We start from the raw sequence: 20,594 nt of genomic DNA on the forward strand, positions 1-20,594 counted from the left end.
GCTGCGAGGATGGGGTGGTGAGCGCCACCCGCCCCGACCGTCGGGTGCTCGACGGCCGGTTCCTCCGCCTCGAGCCCTTCGCCCCCGAGCATCTGCCCGGCCTCTGGCGTGCGCTCGGGCACCCCGAGGTGTTCGCGGGCGGCTACGGCGGCGGGCCGGCGGGACTCCCCGCCGATGAGGCCGCGTTCTCGGAGTGGGCGACGCGCACCATGCCGCACGAGGTCGGCAACACCTACGTCGCACGGCTGACGGCGGGCGCGGATGCCGGCACGATCGTCGGGGCGTCGAGCCTCACCGACTTCGACCTCGCCCTCGAGCACGCCCACATCGGCTACACCGCCTGGGATCCGCGGGTGTGGGCCGGGCCGGTGAACCCGGAGGCGAAGCTGCTCATGCTCGGCACGGCGTTCGACCACGGCTTCGGGCGCGTGAAGCTGCAGGCCGACGCCCTCAACGCGCGATCACGCGGCGCCATCCTCAAACTCGGCGCCACCTTCGAGGGCATCGTCCGCCGCGACCGGCCCCGTGCCGACGGATCGTGGCGTGACACGGCCGTCTACTCGGTGCTCGTCGACGAATGGCCCGCGGTGAAGGCGGGGCTCGAGGCCCGACTCGCGTCCGCCGAGCCGCCCGTGCTCGCTCGGTAGGATTCGGGCATGGCCGAGATCGACGAGGGTACGCGCGCCGAGCTCGCGGAGCTGCGGCAGAGCATCGACAACATCGACGCGGCGCTCGTGCACCTCCTCGCGGAGCGCTTCAAGGCGACGCAGCGCGTGGGCCGGCTCAAGGCCGAGCGGGGCCTGCCGCCGTCGGACCCCGAGCGCGAGCGCACCCAGATCGCCCGGCTCCGGGCGCTCGCCCTCGACGCGCAACTCGATCCCGCGTTCGCCGAGAAGTGGTTCAACTTCGTCGTCGCCGAGGTCATCCACCACCACGAGCAGATCGCTTCGACCGGCGCTGTCCAGGCGCAGTCCGCGCCGCAGTGACCTGGGACCCGCGCGCCCTCCCGTCGCAGGTGGGACGCACGATCGTCGTCACCGGCGGCTCGACCGGCATCGGCTACTGGGCGTGCGAGCAGCTCGCCGCGACGGGTGCCCGGCTCGTGATCGCCGCGCGCTACGCCCCGAAGGCCACGGAGGCGATCGCGGCGATCCGCGCCCGTGTGCCGGGCGCCGAGGTCGTGCACGTGCCCTTCGACCTCACCTCGCTCGAGGCCATCCGGCAGACCGCGGCCGACATCGCGGGCCTCGGCGGGGCGGACGTGCTCGTGAACAACGCCGGCCTCGTGGTCGCCTCGCCGCGTCGCAAGACCACGAAGGACGGCCTCGAGCTCGAGGTGGGCGGCAACTTCGTCGGCCACTTCGCGCTCACGGCGCTCCTCTTCCCCGTGCTGCGCGACCGCGTGGTGGGACTCGGGTCGCTCTCCACGAAGATGACGCGACTGGATGCCGACGACCTCATGTCCGAGCGCCGCTACCGGCCGTTCCGCGCCTACGCGTTCTCCAAGCACGCGGTGCACGGCTTCGCGTTCGAGCTCGATCGCCGGCTGCGCGCCGCCGGCTCGCCGAAGAAGTCGCTGCTCGCGCATCCCGGGTACGCCGTCAACGAGCTCTCCGAGAAGCGTCAGTCGGTGATCTCCAACTCGAAGGGCTGGCAGCGGCTCGGCGGGATGCTGTCGGCACCCTTCGCGCAGGGCAAGGACCACGGCGCGTGGCCGGTCGTGCGTGCGGCGATCGACCCTGCCGCGGAGTCGGGCGAGTTCTACGGCCCGAGCGACCTGCTCGGGATGCGCGGCACCCCCGTCGTGCAGGCGCCCGTCACCTCGTCGTCGTCACCGGAGTTCGGCGCGAAGCTGTGGGCGCTCGCCGAGGAGTGGTCGGGAATCGAGTTCTCGGTTCCCGCCGCGGGTTGAGTGCCGGGCGCGCAGCGGCCGGTGTATCGAAACCGCCCTCGAGTAACCCGGACGGTGGGTTTCGATACACCGCGCTGACGCGCGGCACTCAACCCGCGGTTACGACGGGTAGCCGACGACGGGGCCGAAGTGGTCGGCGAGGGTGCCGCGCGACGTCGCCTGCAGCTCCGCGAGCGGGATCTCGAACTGCCCCTGCACCTCGAGGGCGCCGCCGGTGTCGGTGACGCCGACGCGCAGCACGGGGTAACCGCGTCCCTCGCACAGGCGGGTGAACTTGACGTCCTCCTCGCGGGGCACGGCGACGAGCACGCGTCCGGTCGACTCGGAGAAGAGCGCCGTCGCGAGGTCGACGCCGTCGCGCTCGAGCAGCTCGTCGAGATAGACCCGCGCCCCGACGCCGAAGCGCAGCACGCCGTCGGTGAGCGCCGTCGCGAGGCCGCCGTCGGCGAGGTCGTGGGCCGCGTTGAGCAGCCCCTCGTGGGCGGCGGCGGCGAGCAGCTCGGCGAGGGCCTTCTCGCGCGGGAGGTCGACGGCGGGCGGACGACCGCCGAGGTGGCCGTGCACGACGCCGGCCCACGCGGAGCCGTCGAGCTCGAGCGCGGTGGTGCCGAGCAGGTAGAGGTTGTCGCCGGCATCCTGCCACCCCGACGGCACGCGGCGGGCGACGTCGTCGATCACGCCGAGCACGGCGACGACGGGCGTCGGGTGGATCGGCACCTCACCGGTCTGGTTGTAGAACGAGACGTTGCCCCCCGTGACGGGGATTCCGAGCTCGAGGCAGCCGTCGGCGAGGCCGGTCACGGCCCGCTCGAACTGCCACATCACCTCGGGGTTCTCCGGGCTGCCGAAGTTGAGGCAGTCGGAGACGGCCACGGGCGTCGCGCCGCTCACGGCGACGTTGCGGAACGCCTCCGCGAGCGCGAGCTGCGCACCCTGGTATGGGTCGAGGTAGCAGTAGCGGCCGTTGGCATCCGTCGCCACGGCGAAGCCGAGCCCGGTGGTCTCGTCGACGCGCACCATGCCGCCGTCGTCGGGGTAGGAGAGCGCCGTGTTGCCGAGCACGTACTTGTCGTACTGGTTGGTGACCCACGACTTGTCGGCGAGGTTGGCGCTGCCGACGAGCTTGACCAGGTCGGCACGCAGCGCGTCGCCCGTCGTGGGGCGGGGGAGGGCGGATGCCGTGTCGGCATTGAGCGCGTCGATCCATGCCGGTCGCGACATGGGTCGGTCGTAGACGGGGCCGTCGACCGCGACGGTGCGCGGGTCGACATCCACGATCTTCTCGCCGCGCCACGTGATCGTGAGCCGGCCGGAGTCGTCGACCTCGCCGAGCACGCTCGTCTCGACATCCCACTTGGCGGTGACGGCGAGGAAGCCCTCGAGCTTCTCGGGTCGCACGATCGCCATCATGCGCTCCTGGCTCTCCGACATGAGGATCTCCTCGGCGGTGAGCGTCTCGTCGCGCAGCAGCACCTTGTCGAGCTCGATCGCCATGCCCCCGTCGCCGTTGGAGGCCAGCTCCGACGTCGCGCACGAGATGCCGGCGGCGCCGAGATCCTGGATGCCCTCGACGAGATCGCCCGCGAAGAGCTCGAGGCAGCACTCGATGAGCACCTTCTCGGCGAACGGGTCGCCGACCTGCACGGCCGGGCGCTTCGTGGGCCCGCCTTCGGAGAACGTGTCGCTCGCCAGGATCGAGGCGCCGCCGATGCCGTCGCCCCCGGTGCGGGCGCCGAACAGCACGACCTTGTTGCCCGCCCCCCGCGCGTTGGCGAGGTGCAGGTCTTCGTGGCGGAGTACGCCGACCGCGAGCGCGTTGACGAGCGGGTTCGCCTGGTACACCGGGTCGAACCAGGTCTCGCCGCCGATGTTGGGCAGGCCGAGGCAGTTGGCGTAGAACGAGATGCCGCTCACGACGCCGGGCACGACGCGCGCCGTGTCGGGGTGGTCGATCGCGCCGAAGCGCAGCGCATCCATGACGGCGACGGGGCGGGCACCCATCGAGATGATGTCCCGCACGATGCCGCCGACGCCGGTCGCCGCACCCTGGAACGGCTCGATGTACGACGGGTGGTTGTGGCTCTCGATCTTGAAGGTGACGGCCCAGCCCTCGCCGATGTCGACGACGCCCGCGTTCTCGCCCATGCCGACCATGAGGTTCTTCGTCATCTCGGGGCTGACCTTGGCGCCGAACTGGCGCAGGTGCACCTTCGACGACTTGTACGAGCAGTGCTCGCTCCACATGACGGAGTACATCGCGAGCTCGCCCGAGGTGGGACGCCGGCCGAGGATGTCGCGGATGCGCTGGTATTCGTCGGGCTTGAGCCCGAGCGCCGCGTAGGGCTGCTCTCGCTCGGGAGTGGCGGTGGCGTTCTCAACCGAGTCGATCATCGGGAGCGAGTTTACCCGCGGGCGAGCGCGTCGAGCGTCGCGAGGGTCTCGTCGGCCCAGGCGATCGACGCGCGGGCGCTGTGCTCGCCCGCCGAGATGGTGATGAGCCGGTACGGGCGGTGCGTCGGGTCGTCGGTCTCGGCCTCCGCGCGGGCGACGACGAGGGCGGCGAGGCGGGCCTCGGCGGCGGCCCGGCTCTCGGCGACGAGGACCCGGCACGCCTCCGCTCCGATCACGTCGCCGAAGAAGAGCCGCAGCAGGATGCCGTTGCGCGGCGGGGTCGACACCGGGGCCTGGCGCATGAGCTCGATGAGCCGCTCGCGCCCCGAGGGGGTGAGCCGATGGACGCTCGACCCGCCGCGATCGCCCGCGTCGGTCGCGACGAGTCCGTCGGACCGGAGCCGCGCGAGGGCGGGGTAGATCTGCCCGAAGCTCTCGCTCCAGAAGGCCCCGAGATGGGTCGTCACGGCCTCCCGCACGGCGTAGCCGGTGAGGGGCCCGACGCTCAGCACGGCGAGTACGGCGAGATCGGTCTGGCTGCTCCGCGTCACGCCTTCAATATATCTGCTAGAAATGTCACCTATCTGTCAGAGAGGATGCCATGCTCGCCATCGCAGGGATCGTCGCGCTCGTGCTGTACGCCGTGCTCGTCGGCTTCCAGGTCGCCCTCGCCGCGGGCGCGCCGTGGGGCCGCGCGGCCTATGGCGGACAGCATCCGGGGGTTCTGCCGAGGGGCTATCGGATCGCGAGCGCCGTCGCGGCCGTTGTCTGGGCGGGCGTCGCCCTCGCGGTCGCCCGTCGCGCGGGCCTCCCGATCTGGGCTCCGCTGCCGGACGCCGCCCTGCCCGTGCTCGTCTGGGTCGTCGTCGGACTCTCCGTCGTCGCCGTCGTGCTCAATGCGATCACCCGGAGCCAGATCGAGCGCGCGATCTGGCTGCCGGTGACGCTCGTACTCCTGGCGAGCGTGCTCGCGGTCGCCCTCGGAAGCTGAACCCGCCCCGGGGTCAGATCCAGGCGCCGTCGAGCGCGGCCCGACCGGCGGCCGACATCGCGGCGAATCGGGCGCGTTCCGTGGCGTCGAAGTCGCGGCGGGCCACGGTCGCATCGAGCCGGTCGAGCTGATCCGCGACGGCCGCTGCGTCGTCCGGCCGGTCGCAGGCGAAGGCGACCTCGCGCAGCAGCCCGTAGAGCCGCGCGGCCACCTCGGGGTCGCCGGCGCCGGCATGACGCACCTGGGCCACGCCCGTCTCCAGCAGCGACGAGAAGAGGTGCCGCTGCACGATCACCCGCGCGATCCCGTCATCGTCGAGCAGCACGGGCGCCTGCTCGGGGAGGCGGGCGAGTTCGCTGAGCACCGCCGAGACATGGCCGAGAGCGTGCACCGCCGTCGTCGCGTCGTTGATGCCGGGCGAGACCGCGCGGGCCGCGATGTCGACGAGTTGACGCAGGCCGAAGCCGATGTCCTGGGTCGGCGTGCGCTCGTAGCCGATCCCGAACGCCGCCCGGATGCGGCGTTCGAGGGATGCCGCGTCGGCGAGTGCCGCGTCGTCGAGTGCTGCGCGGCGCAGCGGGTCGCGCGGCCACCAGAACGCGAGGGGCGTGCCGTCGATCACATTGGTGCCGACCGCGCGTGCCTCCTCGATCACGAGATCGTGCTCGCGAGCGACCTCGACGAGGCGCTCGCGATCGGTGCCGGTGAGGAACCCGGACTCGGTGGCCAGCGCCGCTCGCGGAGAAGCGGGCCGGGAGGGTGGCTCGGCTCGCCCGTCGTCCTCCGCTGTCTCGCCCGTGCTGCGCACGAGCGCGATCGTGCCGCTCGTCTCGCGATGCACGTCGCGCATGACCGTCTCGATCCGGAGCTGCCGCGCGAGATGCGCCAGGAACAGCACGAGCATCACGACACTGGCCACGGTGAGCAGGAACGCCAAGGTGATCGCGAAGCGCGGCACGGCGGCGTCGCCGCCCTCGTCCTCGTCGCGGACGGTGCGCAGGACGGTCAGCGCGAACGCGAAGGTGGCGAGGAACATCGCCAGGGTGCGATGAACCACGCGATCACGGGAGAAGAGTCGTAGCACGCGCGGGGAGGCCTGGCTGCTCGCGAGCTGGAGCGCGACGACGGTGAGCGAGAAGGTGAGCGTGGTCGCCGACACCAGCGAGCCGGCGATCGCGGCGAGCACCGCGCGCGCGGCATCCGGTCCCCCCGAGAAGAGCAGCGCGGCGAACCAGCCCGGCAGGTCGTCGTCGAGCGCCGCGTCGGCGATCGGAATCGCGACACCGAGGATGACCGCGGCGACGATGGCCGCGACCGGCACAGGCCACAGCCGCGCGGCGACGCTCTCCCGAAGCGACGCGAGGCGGAGCCGGTCGCGACGGGCACGCCTGTCGCGCAAGGTCATCCCGCCATGCTAACCAGCGACCTCGGGGGTCGTGCTGCGATCCCCGACGCCCGAGCTAGCGTGGAGACGGACGAGAGGGAGACCCGCCGTGCCCGAACTCACCGAATGGAGTGCCTTCGCGCTCGGAACCGCCGCCGTTCTCGTGGCCGGAGTGGTCGCCGTCGCGATCGTGGTCATCCCGCTGCGCCTGATCGCCCGTCGCAAGGGATGGGATCCGAAGCTGCTCGGGCGCATGCGTCGCCCCTTCCGCGCCCTCGTGCTGCTCGCCGGTGTCGCGATCTCGGTCGCGCTGTGGCTGCCGAGCGATCTCGCGGACTGGCGGCGCGGCATCCTGCACGGCCTCGCGATCGCGATGATCGCCGCCGGGGCCTGGCTGCTCGCCGGGGTCGTCGGGGTGCTGTTCGCCCGCGTGCGCGCGAGCTACCGCGTGGATGTCGCGGACAACCGGGTCGCTCGTCGCGTGCACACCCAGATCAGCATCCTGCGGCGGGTGACCGTCGTCGTCATCGGCGTGCTCGCGATCGGGGCGATCCTGCTCACCTTCCCCGGGGTTCAGGCCGTGGGCGCGAGCGTGCTCGCCTCGGCCGGCGTGCTGAGCGTCGTGGCCGGCATCGCCGCGCAGGGCACGCTGGCGAACGTCTTCGCCGGACTGCAGCTCGCGTTCTCCGACGCGATCCGCGTCGACGACGTCGTGATCGCGGACGGCGAGTGGGGTCGCATCGAGGAGATCACCCTCACCTACGTCGTCGTGCACATCTGGGACGATCGCCGGCTCGTGCTGCCCTCCACCTACTTCACGTCGACGCCGTTCCAGAACTGGACCCGCCGCGGCAGCGAGCTGCTCGGCAGCATCGAGCTCGACCTCGACTGGACGGTGAGTCCGGGCGAGATGCGCGAGCACCTCGCCGAGGTGCTCGCCGCCGACCCGCTCTGGGACGGCCGTTCGTCGTCGCTGCAGCTCACGGACGCCACCGGCGGTTACGTGCGGGTGCGCATCGTCGTCACCGCGGCCAGTGCCGGCGCGCTCTGGGATCTGCGCTGCAACGTGCGCGAGGCGATGGTCGAGTGGCTGCACGCGAAGCACCGGGATGCTCTGCCGCGCACCCGCGTCTCCATGGTCGAGCAGCCGGCCCGTGCTCGGCGACGCCCGACGAACGCGGAGCCTCACGAAGGCGTGTTCAGCGGTTCCGAGAACGCCGAGCGCCGAGGACAGAACTTCACGCAGTCGGTGCCCGTGCAACAGCGATCGGATCTCCGTCCTGAGGGGGAGCCGGGCTCGGCGGGCTCTCGATAGCGTGGAGGCATGACGCAGGGACAGACACTCGTCTTCGACGGGGTGACCAAGAGATTCGGGTCGGTCGCGGCGGTCTCCGACCTCGACTTCACGGTCGAGCCGGGCCGTGTGACCGGCTTCCTCGGGCCGAACGGCGCGGGCAAGACCACGACGCTTCGGATGCTGCTGGGGCTCATCTCGGCGACGAGCGGCACGGCGACGATCGGCGGCAAGCGCTACCGCGACCTCGACCGTCCGATGCACGTCGTCGGCGCATCGCTCGAAGCCGCCTTCCACCCCGGACGCTCCGGTCGCGACCACCTCGGCGTCGTCGCGACGGCGGCCGGTATCCCGACCTCGCGCGTCGAGGCGGTGCTCGAGCAGACCGGCATGAGTCCGTACGCGGGCCGCCGCGTCGGCGGCTACTCGCTCGGCATGAAGCAGCGGCTCGGCCTCGCCACCGCGCTGCTCGGCGACCCCGGCGTGCTCGTGCTCGACGAGCCGATCAACGGACTCGACCCCGAGGGCATCCGCTGGATCCGCACCTTCCTGCAGGCGCTCGCCGCCGAGGGTCGCACCATCCTCGTCTCGTCGCACCTGCTCTCCGAGGTGCGGCAGACGGTCGACGACGTCGTCGTCATCGCGGGTGGGCGCCTGCGCTTCGTCGGTCCGCTCAGCGGCCTCGAGGGCACCGCGACCCGCTCGACGATCGTCGACGCCCCCGACCGCAACGCCCTCGCGGCCGCCCTCGCCGCCGCCGGGCACCAGCCGCGGCCCGGTGCCGACGGCCTCGCCGTCGACCTCGAACCCGCGGAGGTCGGACGCATCGCACTGGGGGCCGGCGTCGCGCTGAGCGCGCTCGCGGCCTCCGGCGCCGGACTCGAGGACGAGTTCCTCGCGCTCGTCGCCGATCCGGAGCGCGGCGTGGAAGGAGGACGGCGATGAGCTCGTTCGTGCGCGCCGTGGGCGCCGAGTTCCGCAAGGTGTTCAGCACGCGGCTGTGGTGGGTGCTGGGCCTCATCCTGTTCGGCTACGTCGGCATCAGCGCCGCCGGGATCGGCTGGGCGCTGACGCTCACGCCCGACGAGGCCGGTCCGATGCCGTTCGACCTCGCGCCGCTCGTCTACGCGATGACGACGGCGACCGGCTTCGTCTTCCCCGTCATCTTCGGCGCGATGTCCATCACGGGCGAGGTGCGGCACCGCACCCTCGCCACGGTGTTCCTCGCGACGCCGCACCGCGGAGTCGTGCTCGCCGCGAAGGCGGTCGTCGGGCTGCTCGTCGGCGCCCTCTACGGTGTCATCGGGCTCGTCGCCTCCGTCGGGCTCGGCGCGGCCGTGCTCGCCGCGAGCGGGGTCGAGACCCTGCTCGGCGAGGGCGACACGTGGCTGCTGATCGGCCGCATCGTGCTCGCGATGGCGATCTGGGGCCTCGTCGGCGTCGGCGTCGGCGTCATGATCCCGAGTCAGATCGGGTCGATCGTCGCCATCCTCGCCTTCACGCAGTTCGTCGAGCCGCTGCTGCGCACCGCCGCGGCGTTCGTCGACGGGCTCGACGAGGTGGGCCGCTTCCTGCCCGGTGCCGCCGGCGACGCCCTCGTCGGGGCGAGCTTCTTCACGGTCTTCGCCGGTGTCGGCGGTGGCGCGGCGCCGCTCGAGTGGTGGCAGGGCGGTCTCGTGCTCGCCGCCTTCGCGCTGCTGTTCGGCGTGATCGGCTCGCTCACGACGTGGCGTCGGGACGTCTCGTAGGAGTTTTGTCGGGTTAGTTGCACATTGCTCCGTCCTCCGGCAGCAATGTGCAACTGACGTGCGCGCGAGTCGGCGGGCAGCGCTACCCTCGCCGCATGACGATCGCGACCCAGCCGACCGATGCCGACGTCACGGCCTTTCTCGATGCGGTGCCCGACGAGCGACGCCGCGCCGATGGCCACGCGATGCGCGGGCTCATGGAACGCGTGACGGGCGAACCCGCGGTGATGTGGGGTCCGGCGATCGTCGGCTTCGGCAGCCGCCCGTACACGAACACGAAGGGCACCTACGACTGGATGGTCGTCGGCTTCTCGCCGCGCACGACGGCCCTCACCGTCTACGGCGTCTACGACGACTACGCGCCCGCCGACCCGCTCTTCGCCGAGCTCGGACCGCACGACACGGGCAAGGGATGCCTTTACCTCAAGCGGTTGGATGCCGTCGACGCCGCGGTGCTCGAGCGTCTCGTGCGCGGGGCGTGGGAGCGCGCCGCCTAGCGGCTCCTACTCGCGTCCGCCGGGGGGCCCGACGAGCAGCAGCACCGTGAAGATCGCGACCAGCACGACCGCTGCGACGACGAGCAGCAGCACCGGGCGGCGTAGGAACCAGCGCACGAGCGCGTCGAGCGGCGTGCGGTCGCCCGCGGCGTCCGGATCGAGGCGCCAGTCGCCGTCGAGCCGACCGCGGCGAGCGAGCGAGAGCTCGAGCGGGATCGTCGCATACGGGATGACGGCCGCCGCGACGGCGAGCACGACGAGCCCGACGGGCCAGCGACGGTCGATGCCGACGAGCAGCGCCGTCGCGGCGTAGGCGAGGAAGACGAATCCGTGGATGCCGCCGCCGATCGTCACGCCGAGCGCCCAGCCGGTGGTCGCGCGCAGCACGAGCCCTGCGATGAGCAGCGTCCAGGTGATCGCCTCGGCGATCGCGACGAGGCGGAAGAGCGCGCGCGGGGTCACGCGCGCGCGAGGGCGTGACGCAGCACGCTCGTGAAGAACGTGAGTCCGTCGACGCCCGACCGCATCGCATCCGGGGTGTCGGGACCGAAGCCCGGCTCGACGGCGTGCTCCGGGTGCGGCATCAGCCCGACGACGTTGCCCGCCGCGTTCGTGAGCCCGGCGATGTCGTCGAGCGATCCGTTCGGGTTGAGCCCCGTGTAGCGGAACGCGACCAGGCCGTCGCCTTCGAGCCGCTTGAGGGTCTCGGCGTCGGCGATGAAGCCGCCTTCGCCGTTCTTGAGCGGGATGGTGATCTCCTGGCCCTGCTCGAAGCCGTTCGTCCACGCGGTCGACGCGTTCTCGACGCGGAGTCCCTGGTCGCGGCAGATGAAGTCGCCGTGGTCGTTGCGGATGAGGCCGCCCGGCAGGAGGTGGGCCTCGACGAGCACCTGGAAGCCGTTGCAGATGCCGAGCACGGGCATGCCGGCGTTCGCGGCGTCGATGACCTCGGCCATGATCGGCGATCGGGCCGCGATCGCGCCGCAGCGCAGGTAGTCACCGTACGAGAAGCCGCCGGGCAGGACGATCGCGTCGACGCCCTGCAGGTCGTGGTCGCCGTGCCACAGCGCGACGGGCTCGGCACCCGCGATGCGGGCGGCGCGCTGCGCGTCGCGGTCGTCGAGCGAGCCGGGGAAGGTGACGACGCCGATGCGCATCAGGAGACGGCGCTCTCGACGACGCTGACCTTCACGACGTCTTCGATGACCGAGTTGCTCAGCAGCTCGTCGGCGAGCTTGTGCGCCTCGGCGAGCACGGCATCCGTGACCTCGCCCTCGACGGTGAGCTCGAAGCGCTTGCCGATGCGCACGTCGGTGAACGGGCTGCCGCCCTCGCGGCGGAGCGATCCGGCGACCGCTTTGCCGGCCGGATCGAGCAGTTCCGCCTTGGGCATGACCTCGACGACGATCGTGGGCACGGTTCTCCTCGCGAGAAGGGGTGGGGACCCCTCCAGTCTACGACCGCAGGATCTGCGCGACGCTCTCCGCCATCCGCCCGTAGCCCGGGCCGTCGGGGTGGAAGCCGTCCGACGCGACCGAGCGGCCGTCGAAGCCCGGGGCGAGCAGGGCGCCGTGCTGCGCGCACACCCGGGCCGCGACACGGGAGAGTCCGCGGGCGGCAGAGCCGAGCGCGCTGCGCAGAGGCTGCGGCAGCACCGCGAAGTCGCCGAAGGCGGGGGGTGCGACGACGACGATGCGGGCGTCGGGACTCGCGGACTGCAGCCGGTCGATGAGGGCGCCGAGGTCTCGCGCGAAGGCGCGGGGCGAGCGCAGCTTCATCGCGTCGTTCCAGCCGACGACGAGGACAGCCACGTCGGCCGGCCCACCCGCCGCCTCGTCGATGTGGTCGCGCAGCACGTCGGCGGCCGTGGCGCCGTTGCGGCCGGCCGCGCGCCACCGCGCCCCGAGGAGTGAGCCGAGGCGTCCCGGCAGCGCGTCCGCGAGGGACTCCGCTCCCGTGCCGACGGCGGTGGAGTCGCCGACGACGACGAGGCGCAGCTTCCCCTTGCCGCCGACGCGGTCACCGTCCGGTGCCTCCAGCAGCGGGGTCGACCGACGCAGCGCCGCGCCCTGCGCGAGCACCACCGGGGCGAGGAGAACGGCGAGGGCGCGGCTCATCCCTCGGCTCCGTCCGCCGGCGTCGGGTCGGCCGGATCCCAGATCGCCCACAGGGCGTCGGCGAACGGGAAACGGGGTTCGGCGTGCCCGTTGCACATGACGGCGATCGACGTCTCCCGGTCGGCAGACACGGTGAAGGTCGAGATGTAGCCGCCGAAGCGTCCGTTGTGGTTGAGGTCGCCGTCGACCTCGATGTCCATGCCGGCGGCGTACAACTCGCCCGTGCCCTCGTCGGCGGCGCCGACGGCGAAGTCGTCCTGGATGATCTCGCCCGCGCGATACTGGTCGCCCCAGCGCACGAGCTCGCTCGGCGTCGTGAAGATGCCGATAGCTCCGTAGGCGGTCCAGCCGGGCGGCTGGAAGTTGAGGTCGGCGTCGTACGACAGTGCGACGTCGGGAGCGACGAGGCTCGGCGTCAGTTCCATGTCGAGTTGGAGCGGGGTGAAGATCCGCTCGTCGAGGAAGACCGGCAGCGGCTGTCCGCTCACACGGTTCACGACCTCGGCGAGCAGCACGTAGTTGGAGTTCGAGTAGGTGTAACCCGAACCCGGCTCGAGCGAGCGCAGGCGGCGGATCGCATCCAGGATGCGCGCGTGGTCGGCGCCGTCGCTGAACCCGATCCCGTCGTCGTCGAGCACGACCCAGTAGTCGCGTACACGGCTCGTGTGGTGCATGAGCTGGTCGAGCGTCACCGTGCGACCCCACGCCGGAAGCCCCTCGATGTAGGTGCTCACCGGGTCGGCGAGCGACAGGGCGCCGTCGCGCTGCAGCATGAGGATGGCGGTGGCCGTGAACTGCTTCGCGACCGAAGCCATGTCGAACCGCGTCTCGGTCGTGACGGGCGTGCCCGCGCCCAGGTCGGCGAGCCCTGCGGCTCCGGCCCAGACCACGTCGCCACGCACTCCCACGGCTCCCGAGCACCCCGGGCGGTCGACCGCGACGAGTCGCTCGAGCACGAGATCGCTCTGCAGTACGCGCTTGTCGATCGTCGAGACGGAGCGCATCCGGCCGTCGGGTTCCTCGAGCGTCGGGGGCGTCGCCGCGCACCCGGCGAGGAGACCCGCGGATGCCGCCACGGCGAGCGACCGCGAGACGAGCCGGGAGGAACGCACCGCACCACGGTATCCCGCGGAGCCCTGCCGCGCTCCGATCGTTCAGCTTCCGGTCGTCGGGTGGTCACCCGGAATCCGTACTGTCGGCGGCATCCGACGCCGGCAGGGGGTGCGCATGGGCGGGACCGCCGCGGTGGCGAGTGACAGCACGGTGCGCGTGACCGGGCCGATGGAGGCTCAGGTCTTCCGCGGCGTGGGCGCGCCTTTCGAGACGGTGGCCGTCCCCGAGCTCGCTCTCGCCCACGGCGAGGTGCTCGCGGCGGTGGAGCTCGCCACCCTCTGCGGGTCCGACGTGCACACGGTTCGCGGCGCACGTCCGGCGCCGCTGCCTCTCGTGCTCGGCCACGAGCAGGTCGGTCGCATCGTCGCGATCGGACCGGGCCGGCCACCGCGCGCCGTCGACGGAACACCGCTCGCCCTCGGTCTGCGGGTCGTCTGGGGGGTCGCGGTCGCCTGCGGACGCTGCCGCTACTGCCACTCCGGGCTGCCGCAGGCGTGCGTCACGCTGCGGAGATACGGGCACGAACGGATGGCGAGGGGGTGGGAGCTCTCCGGCGGCTTCGCGTCGCACGTGCAGTTGCGCGCCCGCACACCCATCGTCGCGGTCGCCGAGGGCACGCCGGCCGAGCTGCTCGCGCCGGCGTCCTGTGCCACGGCGACCGTGATGGCCGCCCTCGACGCCGCGCGTGCGATCCGCTCGCTCGTCGGCGCGGTCGTCGCGATCTCCGGCTGCGGGATGCTCGGACTCACCGCCGTCGCCGCGGCGGTGGCGGAGGGGGCGCTCGTCGTCGCGACCGACCCCGACCGCGATCGGCGCGCCGCCGCCCTCGAGTTCGGCGCCGCAGCCGTCGGCGACGGCACGGCCGAAGGGCTCGCGCAGGCGTTGCGTCGCGTGCCCGCCGGCCGCTCGGGCTACCAGGTCGCGCTCGAGCTCTCCGCGGCGCCGTCGGCCGTGCAGTCGCTGCTCGGGGCGGCCGACATCGGAGCGGTGCTCGTGCTCATCGGGAGCGCCGCCCCGACGTCGACCGTCGCCGTCGACCCCGAGCAGGTCGTGCGGCGACGGCTCACGATCCGCGGGGTGCGCGACTACGCACCGCACCACCTGCGCGAGGCGGTGGAGTTCCTCGAGCGGCCGGCGTCGGCATCCCTCTCGGGGCTCGTCGGCGACATCCATCCGCTCGGGGGGATCGAGTCGGCGATGCTGCACGCGCGCGCCCACTCGTCGGTGCGGGTGGGGCTGCGACCCGAGCCCGTCCCGGTTCGCGTGCTCGTGGGCTTCGATACACCGCGCTGACGCGCGGCACTCAGCCCGCGAGGGGCTCCACGGGCACCTGGAGCTCGGTCACCCAGTCGGGACCGGGCTCGTGCCCGTCGGCGTTCACGTACACCTCGCGCGAGGAGCCCGAGACGCGGTAGCCGTCGGCGACGAGGCGCTCCATGAGTCGCATCCACGACTCCCCGATGCCGCTCATGTCGCCGTGATGCAGCAACGTCGCGGCGGTCGGGATGCCGGCGAGCTCGACCACGTCGTAGCCCTCTCCCGCGACGGGCGGCGTCTCGGCGGGGTACGACACGTGCACCTCGAGTTGCTCGCCGTCGGCCGGGTCGTACCAGAAGACCCCCGGTTCGAGGAGCGGGCGACCGGCGGCGACGAGGGCGTCGTCGAGACGGCCGATGAGCGGTCCGATCACGGGAGTGACGTTCTCGGGGCCCATCCCGGGCGCGACCCCGTGCGCGGCGTAGACGGTGAGCGGGTCGACGGGCTTGTAGACGACATCCGACATGGTGGTTCCTTCCAGGAGGCGGAGACGCCGCTCGATGCGGGCGAGCCGTGCGCGATCGTCGGCGACGGAGGCCTCGAGTTCCGCGCGGCGCTCGGCGAGCACCTCACGCAACCCGGCATCCGCGTCGTCGACGCGACCGAGAGCACGGATGCGCTCGAGGCCGACCCCGAGCTCCCGCAGCTCCACGATGCGCAGCAGCGAGGGCAGCTGGTCGATCGCGTAGGAGCGGTAGCCCGTGCGCGGCGCGACGCTCGCGGGCTCGAGCAGCCCGATCGCGTCGTAGTGGCGCAGCATCCGCACGCTCACCCGTGCCAGGGCGGCGAACTCTCCGATGGTGTACATGGTGGAGACCACGTTCGACCCTGACACAGTGTGAGGGTCAAGCGGCGGTGGTGGCTGGTCTCGGCACGCCGCTGCGCGGCTACTCGACCACCGAGACGCGGATGAGATTCGCCCACGGGTCGTCGAACTCGAGCGCCGCGCCGGTGTCGCGGGTCGCGTGCCCGTAGTGCGTGAGCCGTTCGCCGAGCTCGCCGAGGTCGTCGGCGCCGGGCACGAGGATGTCGACCCGCCCGAGCCCGAGCGTCTGCTGCCGTCGCCCGGCACCGCGGGAGTTCCACACGTTCATCGCCATGTGGTGGTGGTAGCCGCCGGCCGAGACGAACAGCGCCTGCCCGCCGTACTCGAACGTCTCGGCGAACCCGAGCTGCCGCACGTAGAACTCCCGCGCGGGTGCGACGTCGCCGACGGAGAGGTGGATGTGCCCGACCCGCGCGTCGCCCCAGCCCGCGCCGGCGAGGCCCTCCTCGGTGAGGTGCTCCTGCAGGAAGCGGTTCGGGTCGAGGTAGATCGTGCCCATCTCGATCGTGCCGTGCGTCCAGCTCCACGCGGAGCGGTCGCGGTCCCAGTAGAGCTCGACGCCGTTGCCCTCGGGGTCGTCGAAGTAGAACGCCTGGCTCACGAGGTGGTCGCTCGATCCGGTGAAGGTGCCGGGATGCCGCTGGGCGACCGAGTAGACGGCGGCGGCGAGAGCGGCCTGGGTGTCGAAGAGGATGGCGGTGTGGAAGAGGCCGGCCTGGCCGGGGGAGGCGTGCGTCAACTCCGGGGAGTGCTCGAGCACGACGACGGGACGATGCCCGCGGCCGAGCACGACGCGCGGCCCGTCGGCGGAGAGCTGCTGCAGCCCGACGGCATCCCGGTAGTACGCCGTCATCCCGTCGAGGTCGGCGACGTTGAGCGTCACCGCGCCCATGGCGGTGTCGGCGGCGAGCTGCTCGGGACTTGTTGTCACATCAACTACAACGGCGACGGTCGGGAGGCTATTCCAGCTCGAGGAACCGGTCGACGAGCTCGCGGTAGCGCGCCGCCGTGCGCTCGACGATGTCGGCGGGAAGCTCGGGCGGCTCGCCCGTGCGGTCCCAGTTCGCGGCGAGCCAGTCGCGCACGATCTGCTTGTCGAAGCTCTCCAGTCGACCCTCGCCGCCGGCCGCGTAGGTCTCGGCGTCCCAGTACCGGCTCGAGTCGGAGGTGAGCACCTCGTCGGCGAGCACCGCGGTGCCGGTCACGGCGTCGCGGCCGAACTCGAACTTCGTGTCGGCGAGGATGACCCCGCACTTCTCGGCGGTGGCCGACGCCGTCGCGAAGATGCGCAGGCTCATCTCGCGCAGCAGTTGGGCGTCCGAGGCGCCGACGAGCTCGATCATCCGCTCGAACGTGATGTTCTCATCGTGCTCGCCGAGCGGCGCCTTGAAGGCCGGGGTGAAGATCGGCTCGGGAAGCTTGTCGCCCTCGTCGAGCCCGGCGGGCAGGCGGATGCCGCACACCGTCTGCGAGGCGCGGTACTCGGCCCAGCCCGAGCCGGCGAGGTAGCCGCGCACGACGCACTCGATCGGGAACATCTCGAGCTCGTGCACGAGCATCGCCTTGCGCGCGATGTCGTCGGGCAGGTGCTCGCCGTTCGACGGGTGCGCCGCCGCGAGGTGCGTCGGCTCGCCCAGTCGGTGGAACCACCAGAGCGACAGCTGCGTGAGCATCGCGCCCTTGCCCGGGATCGCCGGCGACAGGATGTGGTCGAACGCGCTCACCCGGTCGGAGGCGATCACGAGCAGGCGACCCGGATGCGCTTCCGACTCGTAGAGGTCGCGCACCTTTCCGGAGTAGCGGTGCTTCCAGCGCAGGGCTTCGAGTCGGGCGTCGGCGGTCATGAGACCCTCTCGGCGATGTCGTGGCGGTAGTGGGAGCCCTCGAGGCGGATGCCGGAGAGCGTGGAGTAGGCGGCGCTGCGGGCGGCGGCGAAGCCCTCGGCCCGGGCGACGACTCCGAGCACGCGGCCGCCGGTCGCGAGCAGCCGGTCGCCGTCGCGCGCCGTCGCCGCGTGGGCGATCGTCACCCCCGCCGGAAGCTCGGCGGGCAGGGTCAGTTCGCGCCCCGTGACGGGACTCTCGGGGTAACCCTCGCTCGCGAGCACGACGACGACCGCCGACGCAGGGGAGAACTCGGGATCGGGCAGCCCGGCGAGCCGTCCCTGCGCGGCGGCGAGCAGCAGGTCGGAGAGCGGGGTGACGAGTCGCGGCAGCACGACCTGGGTCTCCGGGTCGCCGAAGCGCGCGTTGAACTCGATGACGCGGATGCCGTTCGGCGTGAGCACGAGCCCGCAGTAGAGCAGCCCGGAGAACGGCGTGCCCTCGGCCTCGAGGGCGCGGATCGTCGGGAGCGCGATGGTGCGGCGCACCTCGTCGACGAAGCTCTCCTCCGACCCGAAGTCGGCATCCAACCACGGCAGCGGGGAGTAGGCGCCCATGCCGCCGGTGTTGGGGCCGGCATCGCCGTCGAGCGCGCGCTTGTAGTCCTGCGCCGGGGAGAGCGGCAGCACGTCGTGCCCGTCGGCGAGGAAGAACAGCGACACCTCGGGCCCCGACAGGAACTCCTCGACGAGCACCTCGCCCTGCTGCAGGTAGTGCTCGGCGTGCGCGAGGGCGGCATCCCGGTCGTCGGTGACGATGACGCCCTTGCCCGCCGCGAGCCCGTCGGCCTTGACGACGTGGGGCGCCCCGAACTCGTCGAGCGCCGCCGCCGTCTGCTCGAGGGTGCTCGCCCGCACGGCGCGGCCGGTCGGCACGTCGGCGAGCTCCATGATGCGCTTCGCGAAGGTCTTCGAGCCTTCGAGCGCGGCGGCGGCGCGACCGGGACCGAAGACGGGGATGCCGGCTCGTCGCACGACGTCGGCCACCCCGGCGACGAGGGGCGCCTCCGGTCCGATGACGACGAGATCGACCGAATGGTCGCGCGCATAGGCGGCGACGACGCTGCCGTCCGTCGGGTCGAGGGCGATCGTCTCGACGTGCGCCGCGATGCCGGCGTTGCCCGGCGCGGCGACGATCTCATGCCCCGCATCCTCGGCGAGGAGGGCGGTCACGATCGCGTGCTCGCGGGCACCGGAGCCGAGGACGAGGATGCGCACTCTCCGAGAGTACCGAGGCAGGATGGAACCGTGATCCGCACCCTCTTCGCGCTGGCACTCGCCGGGACCGCTGCCCTCGGCCCGGGCGTCGCTCACGCCGAGCGCGCCCCGATCGTGCAGGCGCCCGGCTGCGAGATCGAGTCGGCGTCGTTCGAGTGGGGCTTCAAGGAGTCGTTCCGCGGCTACATCGACGGCTCGATCGCGAACGGCGAGTGGGCTGTCGCCGACGGCGCGACCTACGAGACCCCCACGTTCGGCTTCCCGGGGGCCCGCGGCCGCCTCGACCCGCGCGGCCCGAACGGCGCGGTCGACTTCGACGGGTCGGTGCGGTTCACCGGGCACGGTGGCATCCTCGACACCACGATCGCGAACCCCGTGCTCGCCTTCCAGGGCACCGACGACGCCGTGCTGCTGCTCGACGTCGCGGGCGCGACGATGGAGGGCGACATGGTCGAGGTGACCGAGGCCCGGTTCGTCACCGTCGATCTGGCGGGGCAGGACCTCACGCCCGTCGGCGGGATCGTGACGATCGTCGACGCGCCGACGGCACTCACGGTCGAGGGGGAGGAGGCGTTCCCGAACTACCCCGCGGGCGAGGCCTTCGACCCGATCTCGGCGTCGATCGACATCGGCGAGTGCGACCTCGCGGGGCAGCCGATCGGCACCGACGTGATCGACGGCGGCGACGGGGTGATCGGCGACGCGACCCCCTGGGTGGTGCTCGTCGTCGTGCTCGCGGCGGTGCTCGTCATCCTCGTCACGATCCTGTTCGTCGGGAGACTCCGCCGGTGAGCGTGCGGCGCCGCATTCCGCTCGACGAGGGCCGCGCGGCCGTGCGCGCCGCTGTCGCCGGAGCCGAGGATCGCGCGACGGTCGCGCTGGCATCCCGGTTCCTCCTCGAGCAGCTCGCCGAGGAGGCCGAGGGTCACACGGTCGAGGTGCGCGTGCCGCCGTTCGGTGCCGTGCAGGCCGTGCCGGGGCCGCGGCACACGCGCGGCACCCCGCCCAACGTGGTCGAGATGGATGCCGCCACCTGGATCGCACTCGCGACCGGCAGCCTCGACTGGGATGCCGCGGTCGCCGAGTTGCGCGTCACCGCGTCGGGGCAGCGCGCGACGCTCGCCGAGCACCTGCCGCTGCGGTGGGAGAGAATGGAACCGTGAGCGAATCCGAGGTCAGCATCCGTCGTGCCCCGCGCATCGGCGTGTTCCTCGTGTTCGGCGCGATGCTCGGGGCGCTCGTCACCCTCATCCTCACGAGCCTGTTCGAGCCCGACGAGAACGTCGGATTCGCGGCCTCCTACGCCTACTTCTGCCTCTACGGCATCCCGGCCGGGGTCGCCCTCGGGGCCGGTGTCGCGCTGCTGCTCGACTGGCGCTCGAAGCGCCGCACGCGCACCGTGACGGTCGCGCACGACGAGGTCACCGGCGCCGAGTAGCGACTAACTCGCCTGGTTCGACTCGACCCAGGCGAGGTACTCGGGGCTGACGGTGCCCGTCACGTAGTCGCCCGTGAAGCACGACATCTCGAGCGCCTCGATGTCGCTGCCCTCGAGGATGGCCGCCTGCATGTCGGCGACCTCCTGGTAGATCAGGTAGTCGGCGCCGAGGGCGGTGGCGATGTCGGGGATCTTCTTGCCCGCCGCGATGAGCTCGGCGCGAGTCGGCATGTTGATGCCGTACACGTGGGGGTACCGCACCGGCGGGGCGGCGGACGTGAACGTGACCGAGTTCGCGCCCGCCTGCCGCGCCATGTCGACGATCTCCTTCGACGTCGTGCCGCGCACGATCGAGTCGTCGACGATGAGCACGTTCTTGCCCTTGAACTCGCTCGACATCGCGTTGAGCTTCTGCTTGACGCTGCGGGAGCGCTGCTCCTGCCCGGGCATGATGAAGGTGCGGCCG

General features: G+C 72.2%; 24 protein-coding genes and 1 pseudogene. 12 read left to right on the top strand and 13 right to left on the bottom strand.

Going from position 1 to position 20,594, the window contains the following annotated elements:
• Positions 1 to 17 precede the first annotated feature (17 nt).
• The 3 genes from ACO1X9_RS06385 to ACO1X9_RS06395 are packed head-to-tail and all read left to right on the top strand — an operon-like array spanning position 18 to position 1,912.
• Positions 18 to 647, top strand: a complete 630-nt coding sequence (locus ACO1X9_RS06385) for a GNAT family N-acetyltransferase (protein WP_486349981.1) — start codon at positions 18 to 20, stop codon at positions 645 to 647.
• A 9-nt stretch (positions 648 to 656) separates the two neighbouring features.
• A complete protein-coding gene (locus ACO1X9_RS06390; RefSeq protein ID WP_486349982.1) occupies positions 657 to 986 on the top strand; it encodes a chorismate mutase in 330 nt (109 codons plus the stop codon).
• A complete protein-coding gene (locus ACO1X9_RS06395; RefSeq protein WP_486349983.1) occupies positions 983 to 1,912 on the top strand; it encodes an SDR family NAD(P)-dependent oxidoreductase in 930 nt (309 codons plus the stop codon). The genes ACO1X9_RS06390 and ACO1X9_RS06395 overlap by 4 nt, the downstream gene beginning before the upstream one ends.
• Positions 1,913 to 2,011: 99 nt before the next feature.
• Here the strand turns inward: ACO1X9_RS06395 and purL are convergent, their stop codons facing one another.
• Positions 2,012 to 4,303, bottom strand: a complete 2,292-nt coding sequence (purL, locus tag ACO1X9_RS06400) for a phosphoribosylformylglycinamidine synthase subunit PurL (RefSeq protein WP_486349984.1) — start codon at positions 4,301 to 4,303, stop codon at positions 2,012 to 2,014.
• Between the two features lie 11 nt (positions 4,304 to 4,314).
• Entirely contained in the window at positions 4,315 to 4,854 is a 540-nt protein-coding gene (locus ACO1X9_RS06405) for a PadR family transcriptional regulator (protein WP_486349985.1), read from the bottom strand.
• A gap of 50 nt (positions 4,855 to 4,904) precedes the next feature.
• Here ACO1X9_RS06405 and ACO1X9_RS06410 point away from each other — a divergent pair, with 50 nt between their 5' ends.
• Complete coding sequence (locus ACO1X9_RS06410; RefSeq protein ID WP_486349986.1) at positions 4,905 to 5,294, top strand: hypothetical protein; 390 nt, start codon at positions 4,905 to 4,907, stop codon at positions 5,292 to 5,294.
• A gap of 13 nt (positions 5,295 to 5,307) precedes the next feature.
• Here the strand turns inward: ACO1X9_RS06410 and ACO1X9_RS06415 are convergent, their stop codons facing one another.
• On the bottom strand, positions 5,308 to 6,699 hold the full coding sequence (locus tag ACO1X9_RS06415; protein ID WP_486349987.1) for a DUF2254 domain-containing protein: 1,392 nt from the start codon (positions 6,697 to 6,699) through the stop codon (positions 5,308 to 5,310).
• Positions 6,700 to 6,787: 88 nt separating this feature from the next.
• On the opposite strand from ACO1X9_RS06415, the gene ACO1X9_RS06420 reads away from it, so the two are divergent.
• The 4 genes from ACO1X9_RS06420 (at position 6,788) to ACO1X9_RS06435 (ending at position 10,217) form a co-directional block, all read left to right on the top strand.
• On the top strand, positions 6,788 to 7,993 hold the full coding sequence (locus ACO1X9_RS06420; RefSeq protein ID WP_486349988.1) for a mechanosensitive ion channel family protein: 1,206 nt from the start codon (positions 6,788 to 6,790) through the stop codon (positions 7,991 to 7,993).
• A gap of 9 nt (positions 7,994 to 8,002) precedes the next feature.
• Positions 8,003 to 8,917, top strand: coding sequence for an ATP-binding cassette domain-containing protein (locus tag ACO1X9_RS06425; RefSeq protein ID WP_486349989.1), 915 nt, complete (start codon positions 8,003 to 8,005; stop codon positions 8,915 to 8,917).
• Positions 8,914 to 9,720 carry an ABC transporter permease gene (locus tag ACO1X9_RS06430; RefSeq protein ID WP_486349990.1) on the top strand — a complete coding sequence of 269 codons (807 nt, stop codon included), beginning with the start codon at positions 8,914 to 8,916 and terminating at the stop codon, positions 9,718 to 9,720. The genes ACO1X9_RS06425 and ACO1X9_RS06430 overlap by 4 nt, the downstream gene beginning before the upstream one ends.
• 95 nt (positions 9,721 to 9,815) lie before the next feature.
• The gene (locus ACO1X9_RS06435) at positions 9,816 to 10,217 is read left to right on the top strand and encodes a DUF1801 domain-containing protein (RefSeq protein ID WP_486349991.1); all 402 of its coding nucleotides are present in this window, start codon (positions 9,816 to 9,818) and stop codon (positions 10,215 to 10,217) included.
• Between the two features lie 6 nt (positions 10,218 to 10,223).
• On the opposite strand, the gene ACO1X9_RS06440 is transcribed toward ACO1X9_RS06435, so the two are convergent.
• From ACO1X9_RS06440 to ACO1X9_RS06460, 5 genes are read right to left on the bottom strand one after another with little or no spacing between them, the layout of a single operon-like run.
• The gene (locus tag ACO1X9_RS06440; protein ID WP_486349992.1) at positions 10,224 to 10,679 is read right to left on the bottom strand and encodes a DUF3817 domain-containing protein; all 456 of its coding nucleotides are present in this window, start codon (positions 10,677 to 10,679) and stop codon (positions 10,224 to 10,226) included.
• Positions 10,676 to 11,374, bottom strand: a complete 699-nt coding sequence (gene purQ / locus ACO1X9_RS06445) for a phosphoribosylformylglycinamidine synthase subunit PurQ (protein ID WP_486349993.1) — start codon at positions 11,372 to 11,374, stop codon at positions 10,676 to 10,678. The genes ACO1X9_RS06440 and purQ overlap by 4 nt, the downstream gene beginning before the upstream one ends.
• A complete protein-coding gene (purS, locus tag ACO1X9_RS06450; protein ID WP_486349994.1) occupies positions 11,374 to 11,634 on the bottom strand; it encodes a phosphoribosylformylglycinamidine synthase subunit PurS in 261 nt (86 codons plus the stop codon). Before purS ends, purQ begins: the two co-directional genes overlap by 1 nt.
• 37 nt (positions 11,635 to 11,671) lie before the next feature.
• The gene (locus ACO1X9_RS06455; RefSeq protein WP_486349995.1) at positions 11,672 to 12,334 is read right to left on the bottom strand and encodes an SGNH/GDSL hydrolase family protein; all 663 of its coding nucleotides are present in this window, start codon (positions 12,332 to 12,334) and stop codon (positions 11,672 to 11,674) included.
• Positions 12,331 to 13,446, bottom strand: coding sequence for a serine hydrolase domain-containing protein (locus ACO1X9_RS06460; RefSeq protein ID WP_486349996.1), 1,116 nt, complete (start codon positions 13,444 to 13,446; stop codon positions 12,331 to 12,333). The genes ACO1X9_RS06455 and ACO1X9_RS06460 overlap by 4 nt, the downstream gene beginning before the upstream one ends.
• Positions 13,447 to 13,561: 115 nt before the next feature.
• Here ACO1X9_RS06460 and ACO1X9_RS06465 point away from each other — a divergent pair, with 115 nt between their 5' ends.
• Complete coding sequence (locus ACO1X9_RS06465; RefSeq protein WP_486349997.1) at positions 13,562 to 14,740, top strand: alcohol dehydrogenase catalytic domain-containing protein; 1,179 nt, start codon at positions 13,562 to 13,564, stop codon at positions 14,738 to 14,740.
• Positions 14,741 to 14,750: 10 nt separating this feature from the next.
• Here the strand turns inward: ACO1X9_RS06465 and ACO1X9_RS06470 are convergent, their stop codons facing one another.
• The 4 genes from ACO1X9_RS06470 to purD all read right to left on the bottom strand — a co-directional run bounded on the left by ACO1X9_RS06470 (position 14,751) and on the right by purD (position 18,690).
• Positions 14,751 to 15,584, bottom strand: a complete 834-nt coding sequence (locus tag ACO1X9_RS06470; protein ID WP_486349998.1) for a MerR family transcriptional regulator — start codon at positions 15,582 to 15,584, stop codon at positions 14,751 to 14,753.
• Positions 15,585 to 15,651: 67 nt separating this feature from the next.
• Positions 15,652 to 16,482: a VOC family protein gene (locus ACO1X9_RS06475; protein WP_486350004.1), complete on the bottom strand. Its 831-nt coding sequence runs from the start codon at positions 16,480 to 16,482 to the stop codon at positions 15,652 to 15,654.
• Positions 16,483 to 16,549: 67 nt separating this feature from the next.
• A complete protein-coding gene (locus tag ACO1X9_RS06480) occupies positions 16,550 to 17,434 on the bottom strand; it encodes a phosphoribosylaminoimidazolesuccinocarboxamide synthase (protein ID WP_486349999.1) in 885 nt (294 codons plus the stop codon).
• On the bottom strand, positions 17,431 to 18,690 hold the full coding sequence (purD, locus tag ACO1X9_RS06485) for a phosphoribosylamine--glycine ligase (RefSeq protein WP_486350000.1): 1,260 nt from the start codon (positions 18,688 to 18,690) through the stop codon (positions 17,431 to 17,433). The genes ACO1X9_RS06480 and purD overlap by 4 nt, the downstream gene beginning before the upstream one ends.
• A gap of 30 nt (positions 18,691 to 18,720) precedes the next feature.
• Here purD and ACO1X9_RS06490 point away from each other — a divergent pair, with 30 nt between their 5' ends.
• Genes ACO1X9_RS06490 through ACO1X9_RS06500 form a run of 3 tightly spaced genes read left to right on the top strand, consistent with a single transcriptional unit; the run spans position 18,721 to position 20,128 of the window.
• Positions 18,721 to 19,482, top strand: a complete 762-nt coding sequence (locus ACO1X9_RS06490; protein ID WP_486350001.1) for an HtaA domain-containing protein — start codon at positions 18,721 to 18,723, stop codon at positions 19,480 to 19,482.
• A complete protein-coding gene (locus ACO1X9_RS06495; protein WP_486350002.1) occupies positions 19,479 to 19,853 on the top strand; it encodes a sterol carrier family protein in 375 nt (124 codons plus the stop codon). The genes ACO1X9_RS06490 and ACO1X9_RS06495 overlap by 4 nt, the downstream gene beginning before the upstream one ends.
• The gene (locus tag ACO1X9_RS06500; RefSeq protein WP_486350003.1) at positions 19,850 to 20,128 is read left to right on the top strand and encodes a potassium transporter Trk; all 279 of its coding nucleotides are present in this window, start codon (positions 19,850 to 19,852) and stop codon (positions 20,126 to 20,128) included. Before ACO1X9_RS06495 ends, ACO1X9_RS06500 begins: the two co-directional genes overlap by 4 nt.
• A 3-nt stretch (positions 20,129 to 20,131) precedes the next feature.
• Here ACO1X9_RS06500 and ACO1X9_RS06505 read toward each other — a convergent pair.
• Positions 20,132 to 20,594 (bottom strand): annotated as a pseudogene (locus tag ACO1X9_RS06505) (amidophosphoribosyltransferase); the annotation flags it as partial.

This window comes from Pseudolysinimonas sp. (assembly GCF_057350545.1).

Excerpts from the sequence above, each read along its gene's own strand:
- ACO1X9_RS06390 (WP_486349982.1), top strand. The coding sequence starts at position 657 with ATGGCCGAGATCGACGAGGGTACGCGCGCCGAGCTCGCGGAGCTGCGG.
- purL (WP_486349984.1), bottom strand. The coding sequence starts at position 4,303 with ATGATCGACTCGGTTGAGAACGCCACCGCCACTCCCGAGCGAGAGCAG.
- ACO1X9_RS06410 (WP_486349986.1), top strand. The coding sequence starts at position 4,905 with ATGCTCGCCATCGCAGGGATCGTCGCGCTCGTGCTGTACGCCGTGCTC.
- ACO1X9_RS06415 (WP_486349987.1), bottom strand. The coding sequence starts at position 6,699 with ATGACCTTGCGCGACAGGCGTGCCCGTCGCGACCGGCTCCGCCTCGCG.
- ACO1X9_RS06425 (WP_486349989.1), top strand. The coding sequence starts at position 8,003 with ATGACGCAGGGACAGACACTCGTCTTCGACGGGGTGACCAAGAGATTC.
- ACO1X9_RS06430 (WP_486349990.1), top strand. The coding sequence starts at position 8,914 with ATGAGCTCGTTCGTGCGCGCCGTGGGCGCCGAGTTCCGCAAGGTGTTC.
- ACO1X9_RS06435 (WP_486349991.1), top strand. The coding sequence starts at position 9,816 with ATGACGATCGCGACCCAGCCGACCGATGCCGACGTCACGGCCTTTCTC.
- purQ (WP_486349993.1), bottom strand. The coding sequence starts at position 11,374 with ATGCGCATCGGCGTCGTCACCTTCCCCGGCTCGCTCGACGACCGCGAC.
- ACO1X9_RS06455 (WP_486349995.1), bottom strand. The coding sequence starts at position 12,334 with ATGAGCCGCGCCCTCGCCGTTCTCCTCGCCCCGGTGGTGCTCGCGCAG.
- ACO1X9_RS06465 (WP_486349997.1), top strand. The coding sequence starts at position 13,562 with ATGGGCGGGACCGCCGCGGTGGCGAGTGACAGCACGGTGCGCGTGACC.
- ACO1X9_RS06475 (WP_486350004.1), bottom strand. The coding sequence starts at position 16,482 with ATGGGCGCGGTGACGCTCAACGTCGCCGACCTCGACGGGATGACGGCG.
- ACO1X9_RS06480 (WP_486349999.1), bottom strand. The coding sequence starts at position 17,434 with ATGACCGCCGACGCCCGACTCGAAGCCCTGCGCTGGAAGCACCGCTAC.